Below are 14,362 nucleotides of genomic sequence, written 5' to 3'. Positions count from 1 at the left end.
ATGACCGTTGACCTTCCTCGCCTCGTGACCGAGATCCCGGGACCTCGCTCGCGCGAGCTGCACGCCCAGCGCTCCGCCGCCGTCCCGCACGGATTCGGCGTCACTCTGCCGGTCTTCGTGGAGCGCGCCACCGACTCCGCGCTGGAAGACGTCGACGGCAATCTGCTCATCGACTTCGCCTCGGGCATCGCAGTGACGAGCGTCGGCGCATCCAACCGACGCGTACGCGAACGGGTCTCCGCCCAGCTCGACCGCTTCACCCACACGTGTTTCATGGTGACGGAGTACGAGTCGTTCGTGCGTGTCGCGGAGTGGCTCAACGCGCACGTGCCCGGCGACTTCGACAAGCGCACGGCATTGTTCAGCACGGGTGCCGAAGCGGTCGAGAATGCCGTCAAGATCGCGCGTTCCTACACCGGCCGAGCGGGCGTGCTCGTGGTGGACGAGGCGTACCACGGCCGGTCGCTGCTGACGATGAGCATGACCGCCAAGGTGCACCCGTACAAGACCTCGTTCGGCCCCTTCGCCCCCGAGGTGGTGCGCGTTCCCAACGCCAATCCGCTGCGGGGGGTGGGTGTCGACGCGGCTCTGGTCGAACTCGAGAGGGTCGTGGCCGACAACGGGCCAGACGCCTTCGCCGCGCTCGTGGTGGAGCCCATTCAGGGCGAGGGCGGCTTCGTCGTTCCCGAGCCGGGCTTCCTCGCCGGTTTGCGCCGCATCGCCGACGAGCACGGGATCGTCCTGGTCATCGATGAGATCCAGTCCGGGCTCGGGCGCACCGGCGCCATGTTCGCGAGCGAGCAAGAGGGGGTCGTCGGGGACATCACCCTGACCGCGAAGGCGCTCGGTGCGGGCCTTCCGATCAGCGCAGTGACCGGACGGACCGAGATCATGGATGCCGCGCACCCGGGGGGCCTGGGCGGCACATATGCCGGCAATCCACTGGCCTGCGAGGCGGCCCTGGCTGTGTTCGAGGTGCTCGAGGATCCGGCTCTGCTGCCGCGGGTACGGCAGGTCGAGACGATCATCCGGCGCAGCCTCGAGCCGCTTCAGCTCGAGTTCGACGTGGTGGCCGACGTGCGCGGACGCGGCGCGATGATGGCCGTCGAATTCGCCGATGCGGCAGACCTCGCCCCGCGCGCCGACCTGGCACAGCGCATCTCCGTCGCGTGTCACGCGGCCGGACTGCTGACGCTGACGTGCGGCACGTACGGCAACGTCATTCGGCTGCTCCCGCCTCTCGTGATCGACTTCGCCGTGCTCGAACGCGGGCTCGAGATCCTCACCGGCGCCATTCGGGCGACCGCGTCGGACGCGGGGGAGGCGGCGGCATGACCGGCGTGCCCGACCTGCTGGATTTCGACGAACTGCTCACGGACGATGAGCGGGCGGTGCGGGACCGCGTGCGCGCCTTCGTCGACGCGCGCGTTCGTCCCGACATCGCCGACTGGTACGACCGCGCCGAGTTCCCGGTTGCTCTGATCCCGGAGCTGGCGGAGCTCGGCGTGCTCGGCATGCACCTCACCGGCTACGGATGCCCCGCCCGCAGCGCCGTCGAGTACGGCCTGGCCGCGATGGAACTCGAAGCCGGAGACTCCGGGCTGCGCACGTTCGTCTCAGTGCAGGGCTCCCTCGCGATGAGCGCGATCCACAAGCACGGCAGCGAGGAGCAGAAGCAGCACTGGCTGCCTCGTATGGCGCGCGGCGAGGTCATCGGATGCTTCGGGCTCACCGAGCCGCAGTCTGGATCGGACCCGTCGAGCATGACCACGTTCGCCCGCCGCGAAGGCGACACGTGGGTCATCAACGGGGCCAAGCGCTGGATCGGCCTCGCCTCGATCGCCCACATCGCCATCGTCTGGGCCCAGACCGACGATGGGGTTCGTGGGTTCATCGTCCCGACCGAGACCGCCGGATTCGTGGCGACGCCGATCGCGCCCAAGATGTCGATGCGGGCGTCGATCCAATGCGACATCACATTGACGGACGTACGCGTGCCGGCTGACGCACAACTGCCAGAAGCGCGCGGTCTGCGCGGGCCGTTCTCGTGCCTCAACGAGGCGCGCTACGGCATCGGATGGGGCGTCATCGGCGCCGCGCGCGACAGTTACGAGACGGCGCTGCGCTATTCGCTCTCGCGCGTGCAGTTCAACACTCCGATCGCGGGCTTTCAGCTCACGCAGCAGAAGCTCGTCGACATGGCGATCGAGATCGAGAAGGCGCAGCTGGTCGCCCTCCGGCTGGGACGGCTGAAGGATGCCGGCAAGCTGCAGCCGCACCAGATCTCAGTGGCGAAGCTCTCGAACACGCGGGCGGCGATCGCGATCGCCCGCGAGTCCCGCACGATCCTCGGTGGCAATGGCGTGGCGGCGGAGTACTCGCCGATGCGCCACGCGGCGAACCTCGAGTCCGTCCGCACCTACGAAGGGACCGACGAGGTGCACACGCTCGTGCTCGGCGCCCACATCACCGGCATCCCGGCCTTCCGGCCGTCGGCAGAAGGAGCAGCATGACCGTCACGCCATTGCGTCATCTCATCGACGGAGAGTGGATCGAGGGCGAAGGTGATCTGCTGACGGACGTCAACCCCAGCCGGCCGTCCGACATCGTGGCTGAAGGTCGCGGGGCCTCATCGGCGGACGTGGATCGCGCCTTCCGTGCTGCGCGCGCGGCCTTCGACGGCTGGCGTCGAACCCCCGCCCGCGAACGCGCCGGCGTTCTACTCCGTGCCGCGGACGTCATCGCCGCGCACCGGGAGGAATGGGGCCGCGAACTCGCACGCGAAGAGGGCAAGACGCTGCTCGAGGGGACCGCAGAGGTCGCACACGCCGCGAACATCCTGCGCTACCACGCCCAGGAGGCCGAGCGTGCGTCGGGAGAGGTGTACGAGTCGCCGACCCCGGGTGAGCGGATCCTCGTCGTCCGACGTCCGGTCGGCGTGATCGGCGCGATCACTCCCTTCAACTTCCCCATCTCGATTCCGGCGTGGAAGCTCGCTCCGGCACTCGTGTGGGGCAACACCATCGTCTGGAAGCCCGCCACGACCGTGCCGCTTCTGGCCGTTCGCTTCGCAGAGGCGCTCGAGCGGGCCGGGCTTCCCCGTGGGGTGCTCAATCTCGTCAACGGCACGGCCGCAGTGGGCGAGGCGATCGTCGCGCACCCTGACGTCGATGCCGTGACCTTCACCGGCTCGACGCGTGTCGGCCGCGCGATCGCGGCGCAGCTCGCGGCGCGCGGCATCCCGTTCCAGGGTGAGCTGGGGGGAAAGAACGCCTCGCTCGTGCTCGCCGACGCGCAACTGGATCTGGCCGTCGAGCAGGTCGCGATCGGAGCGTTCCGTGCCGCGGGCCAGAAGTGCACGGCCACCTCGCGCGTCGTCGTCGATGACGCCGTCGCGGACGAGTTCCTCGCGCGGCTCGCTGAGCGCACGCGCGCGATGGTCGTCGGCGACGCCCTCGCCGATGGGGTGGAGGTCGGCCCTGTCGTGGACGGCACAGCGCGAGATCGCGTCGCGGCGGCCATCGGCCAGGCCCATGCCTACGCTCGTCCAGTCGTCGCGCCTGACCTGTACCGCGAGGGACCTCTGGCCGACGGCTACTTCATCCCGCCGTCGATCTTCGAGCTGTCGCACGACGACCCGGGAGAGCTGTGGCGAGAGGAGCTGTTCGGCCCGGTGGTGGGGGTGCGACGCGCCCCCTCAGCGGCCGAGGGGTTCGCTCTCGTGAACGACAGCGAGTACGGATTGTCGACGGCGGTGTTCACGACGGATCTCGGCCGCGCACTCTCGGCGATCGACGACATCCGCGTCGGTGTCGTGCACATCAACTCCGCTTCGGCGGGTGCTGACCTGCACGTGCCCTTCGGGGGGAACCGGGGCAGCGGCCTCGGGCCGAAGGAGCAGGGTGCCGTGGCGCGGGACTTCTACACCGAGACCGCGACGGTCTATCTGAAGGGTTAGTCGCACGGTTACGTCCCGGCTCAGCCCAGTCGTTCGCGCACGACTCGAGCCGTGGCGACGGGGTCGGGGCGGTGCATGACCGACTCGGGCACGACGACCAGCTGGGCGCTCGCCATCTCGTCGGCCAGCCGATCGGCCGCGGCGATGAGCATGGGGAAGGTCTGCTCGCCGCGCAGGATCGTCACCGGCTGCGACACCGCGAGCATCTCGGGCGTCGGCGTCGACACCTGCGCCACGAGCGCGGTGTCGTAGACGGTCGACTGCCCGAGGGGCACGAGCGCCTCGAACTCGTCACTGGCACGCATGCCCTCGACCATCTCTTTTCGCAGTCCGATGTTCTCGAGCTGGAAGGTGACGACGGCCTCGTCGGATCGTCCCTCGTCGACCAAGCGCTGCAGGCGCTCGGCGAGGTCGGCCGGCGGCTCGTCGAGGCCGAAGCGCAGCGGCGGCTCCGACAGGAACAAGGCCTTGACGGGAACGCCCCGCGACGCGGCGTAGAGCGCGAGCACCGCTCCCGACGAATGCCCGAGCACGGCCGCGTCGCCACCGGCCGCCTCGATCACCGCCGCGAGATCCTCGACCTCGCGCTCGGGCGTCGAGCCGCGCGCGTCACCGCTTGCCCCCCGCGCACGCCGGTCCCACGAGATCGCGCGGAATCCCGCATCCGCCAATGCGGACGCCAGTCCCGCTGCGTCTTTGCCGAGCGACAGCGCGCCGCCCACGATGACGACGGCAGGTCCGTCGCCCGTCTGCTCGTACGCGATCGAGGTTCGGTCTGCCGAGGTCACGGTGCTCATGACCGCCACACAACCACGGCCCTCAGACATCGACAAGGGCGATCCGGATGCCGATCCGGGCGCGATCTCCGTCTCTTCCGTCACAGCCGGCGTTGCTGACCGGTCATCTCTGGCACAGGCACAATCCGGCCGCCATGGCCGGCCTCGCCCATCGCCGCCAGACCCCTCGAAAGGAATCGCCATGATCGACCACATTCTCGAGCCGGATGCCCAGGCCTTCGCCGATGCGACATCCCGGCCCCCCTTCCTCGCCGACCTCGGCGTCGAAGGTGCACGAAAGCTGCTGGACGAGGTCCAGGCCGCACCGATCGACAAGGCGGACGTCCAGGACGAGTGGATCACGGTTCCCGCCGAGGTCGGCGACGTCCGCGTGCGGATCGTCAAGCCGGTCGGCGCCGAGGGGCAGCTGCCCGCCATCCTCTACGTGCACGGCGGCGGCTGGGTGCTCGGCAACGCCGGCACGCACGACCGGCTCGTGCGGGATCTCGTCGCCGGAACCGGCGCCGCCGTCGTGTTCGTCGAGTACGACCGATCGCCCGAGGCGAAGCATCCCGTCGCCATCGAGCAGGCGTACGCGACCGCCCGCTGGATCATGAACGACGGCGAGTCGAAGGGCCTCGACGCGTCGCGGCTCGCGGTCGCGGGCGACTCCGTCGGCGGCAATATGGCGGCGGTGCTCGCGATCCTCGCCAAGAAGCGCGGCGACGTGTCGTTCATCCATCAGTCGCTCTTCTACCCGGTCACCGACGCGGGGCAGAACACGCCGAGCTACCGCGAGTTCGCGGAGGGCTTCCACCTCCGCGCCGACGCGATGGCGTGGTTCTGGGACTGCTATCAGCCCGACCTCCACGCCCGCAAGGATGTCACGGCCTCCCCGCTGCAGGCGCCGATCGAGGAGCTCGCCGGACTGCCCGAGACGCTGCTGATCGTCGACGAGAACGACGTGCTGCGCGACGAGGGGGAGGAGTACGGTCGCAAGCTCATCCAGGCGGGCGTGCGCACGACCCTCGTGCGGTACGACGGCACGATCCACGACTTCATGATGCTGAACCCGCTGGCGACGTCCGCGGCGACGACGGCCGCGATCGAACAGGCCGTCCACGTGCTGCGCAAGGCCTTCGGCACTCTCTGACGGGTGGCGCACCGATGATCGCAAGCAACCCGCCGCTGCGTCGCGTCGATGCCGGTGAGCTGTCGGTCGGCTACTACGACCTCGGCAGCCCGTCGGACGAGCCCGTCGTTCTGCTGCACGGCTTTCCGTACGACGTCCACAGCTATACCGACGTCGTCCCGCTCCTGGTCGAGGCGGGGTTCCGTGTGCTGGTTCCCCATCTGCGCGGCCACGGGCCGACGCGCTTCCTCGACGAGCACGCGGACCGGTCGGGGCAGCAGGCGGCGCTCGGGGCGGACCTGCTCGCGTTCCTCGACGCGCTCGACCTGGAGGAGCCGGTGCTGGCCGGCTACGACTGGGGCGGTCGCGCGGCGTGCGTCGTCGCGGCGCTGTGGCCGGATCGGATCTCGGGGCTCGTCTCGGTGAACGGATACCTCATCCAAGACATCGCGGCGGCGCAGAACCCGATCCGGCCCGATCTCGAGGCCGGCTTCTGGTACTTCTGGTACTTCGCCACCGAGCGGGGCCGGCGGGGGCTGGAGTCGCACCGGCGCGAGATCGCCGAGGTGATCTGGCGGCGCAACTCGCCGGAGTGGTCCTTCACCGGGGACGACCTCGCCCGCGCCGCGCACGCGTTCGACAATCCGGATTACGTCGACGTCGTGATCCACTCGTACCGCCACCGGCTGGGGCTCGCCCCGGGCTCACCCCGGTACGCCGGCCTGGAGCAGCGCCTCGCCGCGGCCCCCGGCATCCGTGTTCCGACGATCACGCTGGATGGCATGGCGGACGGCAACTTCCCCGCCACCGACGGCAGCCAGCACGCGCACCTGTTCACCGGGCCGCGCGAGCACCGGCAGATCGCGCACGCCGGGCACCACCTGCCGGCCGAAGCACCGCACGCATTCGCGGAGGCGATCTTCGACGTCGCCGAACCGCCGGGCGACGGCGCGGGAACGCCGTGAGACAGGGACGGCCGCGGGTCTCAGTGACCCGCGGCCGCCCTTGGTGTCACTGCACCTGGTCGGCGGGACGCACCAGGATCTGGTTCACGGCGACATGGTCGGGCTGGCCGAGCGCGAAGACGACCACGTTCGCGATGTCGTCGGCGGTCAGCGTCCGCATGGACTGCTGGATGCCGGCCGCCATCTCCCGCATCACCGGGTCGGTGATGTGACTGGTGAGCTCGGTCGCGACGAAGCCGGGCTCGATCACGGTCACGCGCACGCCACGCGCCGTGACCTCTTGACGGAGCGCCTCCGAGAACGCGTTGATGCCGAACTTGCTCGCGGCATATGCGGCGTTGCCGGCGGATGCGATCCGCCCGGACGTCGACGAGACCTGGACGATCGCTCCTCGCGACTCGATCAGGTGCGGCAGGGCCGCATGCGCCGCGTACATCGAGCCGAGCAGGTTCGTCTCGATCATCCGGACCCATTCCGTGATGTCGGCGCCGACGACCGGTCCCGCCAGCATCAGCCCCGCGTTGTTGACCAGCGAGTCCAGGCGACCGAACCGCTCGACGGCCGCTGCGACGGCCGCGGTGGCCGAGTCGGGATCGGTGACGTCGAGGGTGACCGCCAGCATCTCGCCGGGCGCCTCGGCCACGAGGGCGTCGAGCCGCTCCGCCCGCCGTGCGCCGACGACCACCTTCGCGCCCGCCCGCGAGAGCGCCAGCGCGATGGCTCGCCCGATCCCCGATGAAGCCCCGGTCACCAGCGCGACATGGTCGTTGAGAGTGTTGTGCATCAGTTCCTCCGAGCAGTTCGATCGCCGGCGCCGCGGAGCGCTCGCCGGCGCGTGGCAAGCCGCCACAGCCATGACCGCGGAGGGCCCGCTTCTGTGACGCCTCTCGTGCGCGCGCGGGGAAGGCGACGCGCAGGCGGGGCTGGACGCCCACGACCTCTCAGGCGCGCACACCCCGGCGCACAGCATCCGGAGTTCGCTTCGGCGCTCCGCCGGGCGGAGAATCGCGCGAATCTCGGAGCACGCGCGCCCGATCCTCCGCCCCGGGCGTGATCCTCCGCCGGGCGGAACCACCGATCCTCCGCCGGGCGGAACCACCGATCCTCCGCCGGGAGGAAAGGCGATTCCGGATGCCGCGCCCCGACGCCCATCGCCGGGACAGGTTCGTCCGCTGGCAGGCGCCGCCACCGCGGATCGTCACAACCGCGAGCCGCATCCGGTCATATCTGCGGGGACGGATGCCGTCGGCCGCTGCCGATCCGATGCACCGTGTGGTGCCGACCAGAGGAGGACTCATGAGCGAACCGGGTGACACCGGGGCGCTGCACAGCGCGCTCGGCACCGAGCTGTTCGTGCTGCAGTCCGCCGCGAGCTCGACGATCAGCGAAGCGGGGACGCGCTCGACCATCTATCTGGCGACGCTGTCGGGCGGGCTCGTCGCGCTCGGGTTCGCCGGATCCTCGCCATCGCTGCTGGCCGTGATGACTTTCACGGTGCTTCCCACCATCTTCATGCTCGGCTGGTTCACCGTCGTGCGATTGGTCGACACCAGCGTCGAGAGCATCACGGCCCGGCACCGGATGGCTCGGATCCGCGCGTATTTCGCGAGCCTGCATCCGCTCGGCCCGACTCTCATCGCGCAAGACGACCCGCGCACCAACGGCGAGCTCGGCGTGCGCTACGCGCGCTCGTCGTTCCTGTTCACGATGGCGAGCATGGTCGGAGCGGTCAACTCCGTCGTCGGCGGCGCTCTCGTCACTCTCGTGCTGACGATCGGGCTGGGCCTGCGGACGCTGCCTGCGACGCTCTTCGGCATCGCCGCCGGTCTGGTGCTGCTGCTCGCCACGCTGCGCTACGAGCGCCGCCGCATCGCTTCGGTCAACTCCGGAGCGACGGATGCCTCACAGTCGCGGTGACGGTGCCGTCGTGGTGTTGCCGAGGGATTCACTGCCCAGCCGCATCGACACGAGTTCGGTGAAGCCGGCCCGCTGGGCGAAGCGGACCTTGCGGCGCTTGTAGATCTCGAAGCCGAACTTGCGGTAGACGGCGAGGGCGGGCGCGTTGGTGTCTTTGATGTCTTCGAGCACGAACTCGTCGTAGCCGGGCTGGGCCAGCAAGAAGCTCAGCAACGCCGTCGCGACGCCCCGGCCCTGATGGGCCGGCTCGGTGGCGACGAACCCGATCTCGGCGCGGCCGGGCCGGGCCTCCTTCGATGTGCCCATGAACCAGCTGCGGATCACGATGAGGCAGAGCAGCCCCCGCACCAGCCCGAGGTGACGCCGGATCTCGCGCCACCGTGGCGCGAAGAGCATCTCATCTCCCTCGGTCAGCGACGCCAGACCCGCGGGGTCGTCATCTACCAGGGCGACGTAGAACCGCTCGAGCAGCATCATGTGCTCGAACGCGTCGGCGAGCTTGCCGGTGTCGCGCGAGAACGCGACGAAGTCGTCAGCGAAGCTGCGCACGTAGACCTCGGTGATGCGGCGCCGGTAGCTCTCGCCGAGGCGGTCGCCTCGTTCGACCCGCACCGCTGCCTCCGTCATCCGTCTGCTCCGATCGGTGATTGCGGGATGCCGTCACTCACAGCATCCCGCAATCACACGTGTTTCCTGCAGAGGCGGGTTTCAGGCGACGGCGTTGCGCCGGAAGTAGGACGGCGCGGTGAACATGAGCACGCTCGCGGTCCAGACCGCGAGGATGTGCACGACGCGCGAGACGAGGAATGCGGCGTCCCAGCCGGTCGCGGCGGCGAGTGCGTCGCTGACCGAGCCGCCGTCGAGCAGGTAGGTCAGAGGGTCGGCGACGAGCGACCACGTGCCGAGTCCGGTGAAGAGCACGAGCAGTGCGTAGCGAGACCAGCCTCGGCCGGCGCGAAGCGCGAGGGCCAGGACTGCGAGCACGATGAAGGCGAGCAGGCGGATCCCGATGGGCGCGAGCAGCGAGCCGAACTGCTCACCGGCAGACAGCGCTTGCGTCACCGAGATGGCTGCCTCGAAGACGCCCGCGGCGAGCGCGAACATCCAGAGCCAGAAGGCGGCGGTGATGCGGCGCGGGCGGACCCGCGTTGTGGTGGGGAGAGACGAAGACGTGGCGATCATTGACATGGGGCACCTTTCCGTCTCTCACGATGGCCCTGGCTGGGTGGGCCGAACATGGTGCGTGCCCCCGCGGGGGAGTAGGGCAGACCCCCGAACGCTCGCCGGGCGCTACGCGATGCGGAGCGCGAGCTTTCCGACGTAGTGCTCGCGGAGCGCGAGGTGTGCGTCTCGGGCCTCGTCGAGCGGGAACATCCGGTGGACGTGCACCTGCAGGCCGCCCGCCTCGATGATGGCGTTCAGCCGGTCGGTGGCCGCGCTGCTGCGGTCGCCGTTGTAGTTCGAGACGGACGCGCGGGGCGCAGTCGAGAGCGCGGGGTAGACGCCGTAGGGCCAGGCGATCCGTCCCGAGTCCTTCACGGCACTCAGCGCCTGCTCGGTCGTCGCGCCTCCCACCGTGACGAGTGCCGCGTCGAGACCTTCAGGAGCGAAGGCGGATGCTGCGGCCACGACATCTTCGCGACGCCCGTCGACGCTCGCGTCGGCGCCGAGGCGTCGCGTCAACGCCACGCCGTCGTCACCGGAGGCGACCGCGAGCACGCGGAGTCCGCGGTGCTTCGCGATCTGGACGGCCAGATGCCCGATGCCGCCGCTGGCGCCGAACACCATGAGCGTCGCGCCGGGCTGCAGGTCGAGCAGGTCGACGCCGCTCAGCGCGGTCAAGGCGTCCCAGGCCAGCGCGCCGGCCTGTGCCGCCGGCATCCGCCCGGGCAGGTGGGCGACATGCTCCGCCTCGACGACGGCGTACTCGGCGTACGACCCGCCACGGGGGACCGGGGTGATCGCGGCATAGACGCGATCGCCGACCGCGAACCGGTCGACGCCCCGGCCGACGGCGGCGACCGTGCCCGCGGCATCCCACCCGAGCACATAAGGGAAGGTCGACGGCACGCCGAACGCGCCGGCGTAGTCGCCTTCTCGCTCGGTCGCGTCCCACGACCCGATCCCGGAGTACTCGACGCGGATCAGCACGTCGTCCTCGCCGACCTCCGGCCTGGGGATCGTGCGGAGCGACAGCTCTTCGGGGCCGCCGAAGCGATCGAGGACGACGGCGTTCATCTGCGCAATGGTCATCACCTCAACCGGCAACGCGATGCGGCCGTGATTGATGCCCGACGGGTGGTGTTCGTCAGCCCCGGTCCTGCATCAGCTCGACCATGGCTTCGGGTATGCGCGTCTTGAAGTCGAAGACCTTCGCCCACGTCGGCCGGATCGAGATGAGAGCCATCTGGTCGTACATCTCCGCCGCCTCGCGTTCGAACTCCGCCCAGTACTCGCGTGGCATCCTGCGCAGGTTGGCCGCGACGTACTCCGGAGCCGCACCCTCGACGATCGTCACTGTCGCCATGCCTCGAACCAGCAGCGAGGCGGGCGGCTGCTCGACATCGTCGATCGTGAGCGCCACCGCGGGGTTCTCGCCGAGCGCTGCCACCTTCGGCGCGCGCACCGGCGAGCCGAGGACGAAGGCTTCGCCGGTGAACACGTAGGCGACCGGAATCACGCGCGGTGTGCCGTCGACCGCGATGTAGGCGAGCCGCGCGGGGATCGTCGACTCCAGCAGCTCGCGGGCGGTGGGGTCCTCGTTGAGCAGCCGGAAGACGTCGCTCTCGAGCATCAGCTCCTCGTTCCAGAGCGCTGGAGGTGATCGCCGAGCACGTCGAGCGCGCTCTCCCAGCCGTCTCGGGTGTCGCTGTCGATCGAGCCTTCGGCGGTGAGCACGAAGGTCATTCGGGTGCGCTCGCCATCCGGGTCGAGGGACACCGTGATCTTCGGCGCCGTCTCAGGGTCGGCATCCGGGCTGCCCCAGGTGAAGGCGAGGCGCTCGAACGGGTCGACCTCGAGGTAGACGCCGCCGGTCGGGTAGGACTCGCCGGTCTCGTCGTCGATCATCGTGTACGCGTACCGGCCGCCGACGCGGGCGTCGATGGCCACCGATTCACGGGGTGTGGAGACGCCCCGCGGATGCCACCAGTGAGCAGCCTCGTCAGGATTCGTCCACGCGTCCCAGAGCTCCTGCGGGGTGGCGTCGAAGACGCGGACGAGGGTGAAGCTGCGTGCAGTGTCGGTCATGATTCTGATCCCTTCGTTGTTCGTCGTTCACGGAGTCGCTCTTCCAGGAGATCGAAGTTCTCTGTCCAGTGGGCGCGCTGTTTCGCGATCCACTCCGAGGCATCGTCGAGGCCGTCGTCTTTCAAGGCCACCTCGCGCCACTGCGCGTTCACCGTGCGGGCCACGAGCCCGGCACTCTCGAGCACCCCGAGGTGCTGCGAGATGGCCGGACGGCTGATGGTGTAGTTCGCCGCGAGGGTGCCGACCGTGACGGGCCCGGTTGACAGTCGGGTCAGGATGTCTCGGCGGGTGGGATCCGCGAGCGCACTGAACACGACGCTGAGTCGGTCTGTCGCTGCCATTAAGCACTTCCTTACGTAAGGACTTGCTTACATTAGGTCGATCGGTGCGAGTGTGTCAAGCCCGCGGTTGTTCGTGCTGGTTCCGCGGTTGATTGCTCCGGAGACTTAGCATGCTAAGTTAGCCACTATGACTCGCGGACTGAGCTTCATCCTGCATGTGCTGACCGCACGACTGGATCGCGCTGCGGACCGCATGCTGCAGGCCGAGCATGGGGTGTCGTACAACCGGTTTCTCGCGCTGACGATGGTGGGCGAGCTCGACGTCTCCACGCAGCGCGCGCTGGCCGACGCGCTGGGTGTGACTGAGCCGTCGGTGAGTCGCATGGTCGGAGTGCTCGCCGCGGACGGGCTGCTCGACGTGCAGCGCAGCGCCGCGGGGGAGCGCGGCCGCCGGCTGAGCCTCACCGAAGCGGGCTCGACACTCGTCGCCTCGGTGCAGAGCCGGCTGGAGGAGCGGTTCGCCGAGCTGGTGAAGGCGAGCGGCGTCGGGCTCGACGAGTACGCCGAGCAGACGGCGCGGTTGCTCGGGACGCTCGAGCAGGTGCAGGCGCGAGAGGAGAGCACGACGTGAGCGAGGGCATCGACAGCACCGTGCGGTCCGTCGACGGGACGGAGATCGGATACCGGACGCTCGGCGCCGGCCCGGACGTTCTGCTGGTCGGCGGTTCCCTGCGCAGCGCGGAGGACTATCTCGGGCTGGCCGCGGCTCTGGCCAGCGAGTTCCGGGTGCACGTGATCGACCGGCGAGGGCGTGGCCGGAGCGGTCCGCAGGGTTCGGACTACAGTCTCGCTCGCGAGCTCGAGGATCTCCTTGCGGTGCAGCAGGCGACCGGTGCCCGGCTCGCTTTCGGGCACAGCTTCGGCGGTCTCGTGCTGCTCGAAGCCGCGAGGGTGACTGACCGCTTCGATCGCCTCGTGGTCTATGAGCCCGGTGTTCCGGTGGCGCCTGTCGCGACCGGGTGGTTCGAGCCGTATGAGCAGCGCCTGGCCGCCGGCGATCCTCACGGTGCCTTCGTGCACTTCCTCCGCGGAGCCGGGGGAGCGCCGCCGATCCTGGCGAAGCTGCCGTACTGGTACCTGCGCCTGGCGCTGAGGGTGGGCTTCCGCGGGGAGTCCTGGCGGCGGATGCGCCCGTTGCTGGGGGCGAATCTTGCCGAGCATCGGGTGATCGCCGAACAGGCGGGGCGCGTCGAGGATTTTCAAGCCGTGCGTGCGGACGTGCTGATCCTGAGCGGGGGCCGATCGGTGGCGGGGACAGCCGAGGAGCTCGAGGTGCTCGCGGGGATTCTTCCGGCCGGCGAGATGGCGGTGCTGCCGGGTTTGGACCACTTCGGCCCGGAGGCGGAGCCCGCGCCTGCTGTCGTGGACCGGACGAGGGCGTTCCTCGTGCGGACGGTGCCGCCGCTCGCCGGGTCAGCCGGCCTTTCGGCGGCGCGCGATGACGATCGCAATCACGATCAACACCACGCCGACCGCGAGCACGATCGGCCCGATCGTCGCCCACAGCGGTGAGCCGCTCATCGCCGACCCGCCGAGCACGTTGAATCCCTGCAGGGTCCACACAATGCCGACCAGCGCCAGGATCACGCCTGGCACGAGGTACGGCCAGATTCGCTTCATGGCGCGACCTTACTCCGCCTGAGTGCGGACCGGAGATGCCGTCACGCACTGCGCTCTTCGGATCCGGGCGAGACTCGCGCTGCATCCACCCCGGATTCAGGCGTTCCTCCCGCCCGCGGTCGGCGTCCATTGAAAGAAGAATTGAAGTCTCGCCGGTGAACAGCGGCTGTTGACGTTCGGATTCGGACGCGCCTTCCTCCTGTGGTCCATGGCGCCCCGATCGTTGATTTTGCGGCCTTCGGCAAAGGTCGGACCTCCGTACGCAGCTTCCTCCTCCCCAGGGGCGACCCTCGCGTCGAGTCGTTCGGGCGCCCGGAGCCCTGAACGGCCGGCGGTAGCGAGCGTGCGATCATCGACGAGCCCAAATCCTCGGCGACGATCGTCTGAATCCGGAGGGGATCGGC

At 69.6% G+C, this 14,362-nt stretch carries 16 protein-coding genes; 8 read left to right on the top strand and 8 right to left on the bottom strand.

What is annotated here, in order from left to right:
- From gabT to HF576_RS10110, 3 genes are read left to right on the top strand one after another with little or no spacing between them, the layout of a single operon-like run.
- Positions 1 to 1,335, top strand: coding sequence for a 4-aminobutyrate--2-oxoglutarate transaminase (gabT, locus tag HF576_RS10120; RefSeq protein WP_168912664.1), 1,335 nt, complete (start codon positions 1 to 3; stop codon positions 1,333 to 1,335).
- A complete protein-coding gene (locus HF576_RS10115; RefSeq protein WP_168912663.1) occupies positions 1,332 to 2,513 on the top strand; it encodes an acyl-CoA dehydrogenase family protein in 1,182 nt (393 codons plus the stop codon). The genes gabT and HF576_RS10115 overlap by 4 nt, the downstream gene beginning before the upstream one ends.
- The gene (locus HF576_RS10110; RefSeq protein ID WP_168912662.1) at positions 2,510 to 3,958 is read left to right on the top strand and encodes an aldehyde dehydrogenase family protein; all 1,449 of its coding nucleotides are present in this window, start codon (positions 2,510 to 2,512) and stop codon (positions 3,956 to 3,958) included. The genes HF576_RS10115 and HF576_RS10110 overlap by 4 nt, the downstream gene beginning before the upstream one ends.
- Before the next feature lie 20 nt (positions 3,959 to 3,978).
- On the opposite strand, the gene HF576_RS10105 is transcribed toward HF576_RS10110, so the two are convergent.
- Positions 3,979 to 4,755 carry an alpha/beta fold hydrolase gene (locus tag HF576_RS10105; protein ID WP_168912661.1) on the bottom strand — a complete coding sequence of 259 codons (777 nt, stop codon included), beginning with the start codon at positions 4,753 to 4,755 and terminating at the stop codon, positions 3,979 to 3,981.
- Positions 4,756 to 4,936: 181 nt separating this feature from the next.
- On the opposite strand from HF576_RS10105, the gene HF576_RS10100 reads away from it, so the two are divergent.
- Both HF576_RS10100 and HF576_RS10095 read left to right on the top strand, forming a co-directional pair.
- The gene (locus tag HF576_RS10100; protein ID WP_168912660.1) at positions 4,937 to 5,887 is read left to right on the top strand and encodes an alpha/beta hydrolase; all 951 of its coding nucleotides are present in this window, start codon (positions 4,937 to 4,939) and stop codon (positions 5,885 to 5,887) included.
- Positions 5,888 to 5,901: 14 nt separating this feature from the next.
- Positions 5,902 to 6,831, top strand: a complete 930-nt coding sequence (locus HF576_RS10095; RefSeq protein ID WP_168912659.1) for an alpha/beta fold hydrolase — start codon at positions 5,902 to 5,904, stop codon at positions 6,829 to 6,831.
- Positions 6,832 to 6,877: 46 nt separating this feature from the next.
- Here the strand turns inward: HF576_RS10095 and HF576_RS10090 are convergent, their stop codons facing one another.
- The gene (locus HF576_RS10090; protein ID WP_168912658.1) at positions 6,878 to 7,615 is read right to left on the bottom strand and encodes an SDR family NAD(P)-dependent oxidoreductase; all 738 of its coding nucleotides are present in this window, start codon (positions 7,613 to 7,615) and stop codon (positions 6,878 to 6,880) included.
- Between the two features lie 512 nt (positions 7,616 to 8,127).
- Here HF576_RS10090 and HF576_RS10085 point away from each other — a divergent pair.
- A complete protein-coding gene (locus HF576_RS10085) occupies positions 8,128 to 8,748 on the top strand; it encodes a hypothetical protein (protein ID WP_168912657.1) in 621 nt (206 codons plus the stop codon).
- Here HF576_RS10085 and HF576_RS10080 read toward each other — a convergent pair.
- The 6 genes from HF576_RS10080 to HF576_RS10055 form a co-directional block, all read right to left on the bottom strand.
- Positions 8,734 to 9,375 (bottom strand): GNAT family N-acetyltransferase, encoded by a 642-nt coding sequence (locus HF576_RS10080; RefSeq protein WP_168912656.1) that lies wholly within the window; start codon positions 9,373 to 9,375, stop codon positions 8,734 to 8,736. The two genes, HF576_RS10085 and HF576_RS10080, sit on opposite strands and share 15 nt — an antisense overlap.
- Before the next feature lie 81 nt (positions 9,376 to 9,456).
- Positions 9,457 to 9,936, bottom strand: coding sequence for a hypothetical protein (locus HF576_RS10075; protein ID WP_168912655.1), 480 nt, complete (start codon positions 9,934 to 9,936; stop codon positions 9,457 to 9,459).
- Positions 9,937 to 10,038: 102 nt separating this feature from the next.
- Entirely contained in the window at positions 10,039 to 11,001 is a 963-nt protein-coding gene (locus HF576_RS10070) for a quinone oxidoreductase family protein (protein WP_240948803.1), read from the bottom strand.
- Positions 11,002 to 11,056: 55 nt separating this feature from the next.
- Complete coding sequence (locus HF576_RS10065) at positions 11,057 to 11,542, bottom strand: pyridoxamine 5'-phosphate oxidase family protein (protein ID WP_168912654.1); 486 nt, start codon at positions 11,540 to 11,542, stop codon at positions 11,057 to 11,059.
- The gene (locus tag HF576_RS10060) at positions 11,542 to 11,997 is read right to left on the bottom strand and encodes an SRPBCC family protein (protein WP_168912653.1); all 456 of its coding nucleotides are present in this window, start codon (positions 11,995 to 11,997) and stop codon (positions 11,542 to 11,544) included. Before HF576_RS10060 ends, HF576_RS10065 begins: the two co-directional genes overlap by 1 nt.
- The gene (locus HF576_RS10055) at positions 11,994 to 12,338 is read right to left on the bottom strand and encodes an ArsR/SmtB family transcription factor (protein ID WP_168912652.1); all 345 of its coding nucleotides are present in this window, start codon (positions 12,336 to 12,338) and stop codon (positions 11,994 to 11,996) included. The genes HF576_RS10060 and HF576_RS10055 overlap by 4 nt, the downstream gene beginning before the upstream one ends.
- 127 nt (positions 12,339 to 12,465) lie before the next feature.
- On the opposite strand from HF576_RS10055, the gene HF576_RS10050 reads away from it, so the two are divergent.
- Entirely contained in the window at positions 12,466 to 12,909 is a 444-nt protein-coding gene (locus tag HF576_RS10050) for a MarR family winged helix-turn-helix transcriptional regulator (RefSeq protein WP_168912651.1), read from the top strand.
- On the top strand, positions 12,906 to 13,850 hold the full coding sequence (locus HF576_RS10045) for an alpha/beta fold hydrolase (RefSeq protein WP_168912650.1): 945 nt from the start codon (positions 12,906 to 12,908) through the stop codon (positions 13,848 to 13,850). Before HF576_RS10050 ends, HF576_RS10045 begins: the two co-directional genes overlap by 4 nt.
- Positions 13,851 to 14,362 lie beyond the last annotated feature (512 nt).

The organism is Microbacterium salsuginis (assembly GCF_012524205.1).
Classification (GTDB): Bacteria; Actinomycetota; Actinomycetes; order Actinomycetales; family Microbacteriaceae; genus Microbacterium; species Microbacterium salsuginis.
The sequence above is the reverse complement of the archived record's forward strand: the minus strand, read 5'-3'. Positions and strand labels throughout refer to the sequence as shown.

Coding starts and splice junctions, on each gene's coding strand:
- gabT (WP_168912664.1), top strand. CDS start 1: ATGACCGTTGACCTTCCTCGCCTCGTGACCGAGATCCCGGGACCTCGC.
- HF576_RS10115 (WP_168912663.1), top strand. CDS start 1,332: ATGACCGGCGTGCCCGACCTGCTGGATTTCGACGAACTGCTCACGGAC.
- HF576_RS10110 (WP_168912662.1), top strand. CDS start 2,510: ATGACCGTCACGCCATTGCGTCATCTCATCGACGGAGAGTGGATCGAG.
- HF576_RS10105 (WP_168912661.1), bottom strand. CDS start 4,755: ATGAGCACCGTGACCTCGGCAGACCGAACCTCGATCGCGTACGAGCAG.
- HF576_RS10100 (WP_168912660.1), top strand. CDS start 4,937: ATGATCGACCACATTCTCGAGCCGGATGCCCAGGCCTTCGCCGATGCG.
- HF576_RS10095 (WP_168912659.1), top strand. CDS start 5,902: ATGATCGCAAGCAACCCGCCGCTGCGTCGCGTCGATGCCGGTGAGCTG.
- HF576_RS10090 (WP_168912658.1), bottom strand. CDS start 7,615: ATGCACAACACTCTCAACGACCATGTCGCGCTGGTGACCGGGGCTTCA.
- HF576_RS10085 (WP_168912657.1), top strand. CDS start 8,128: ATGAGCGAACCGGGTGACACCGGGGCGCTGCACAGCGCGCTCGGCACC.
- HF576_RS10080 (WP_168912656.1), bottom strand. CDS start 9,375: ATGACGGAGGCAGCGGTGCGGGTCGAACGAGGCGACCGCCTCGGCGAG.
- HF576_RS10075 (WP_168912655.1), bottom strand. CDS start 9,936: ATGTCAATGATCGCCACGTCTTCGTCTCTCCCCACCACAACGCGGGTC.
- HF576_RS10070 (WP_240948803.1), bottom strand. CDS start 11,001: ATGACCATTGCGCAGATGAACGCCGTCGTCCTCGATCGCTTCGGCGGC.
- HF576_RS10065 (WP_168912654.1), bottom strand. CDS start 11,542: ATGCTCGAGAGCGACGTCTTCCGGCTGCTCAACGAGGACCCCACCGCC.
- HF576_RS10060 (WP_168912653.1), bottom strand. CDS start 11,997: ATGACCGACACTGCACGCAGCTTCACCCTCGTCCGCGTCTTCGACGCC.
- HF576_RS10055 (WP_168912652.1), bottom strand. CDS start 12,338: ATGGCAGCGACAGACCGACTCAGCGTCGTGTTCAGTGCGCTCGCGGAT.
- HF576_RS10050 (WP_168912651.1), top strand. CDS start 12,466: ATGACTCGCGGACTGAGCTTCATCCTGCATGTGCTGACCGCACGACTG.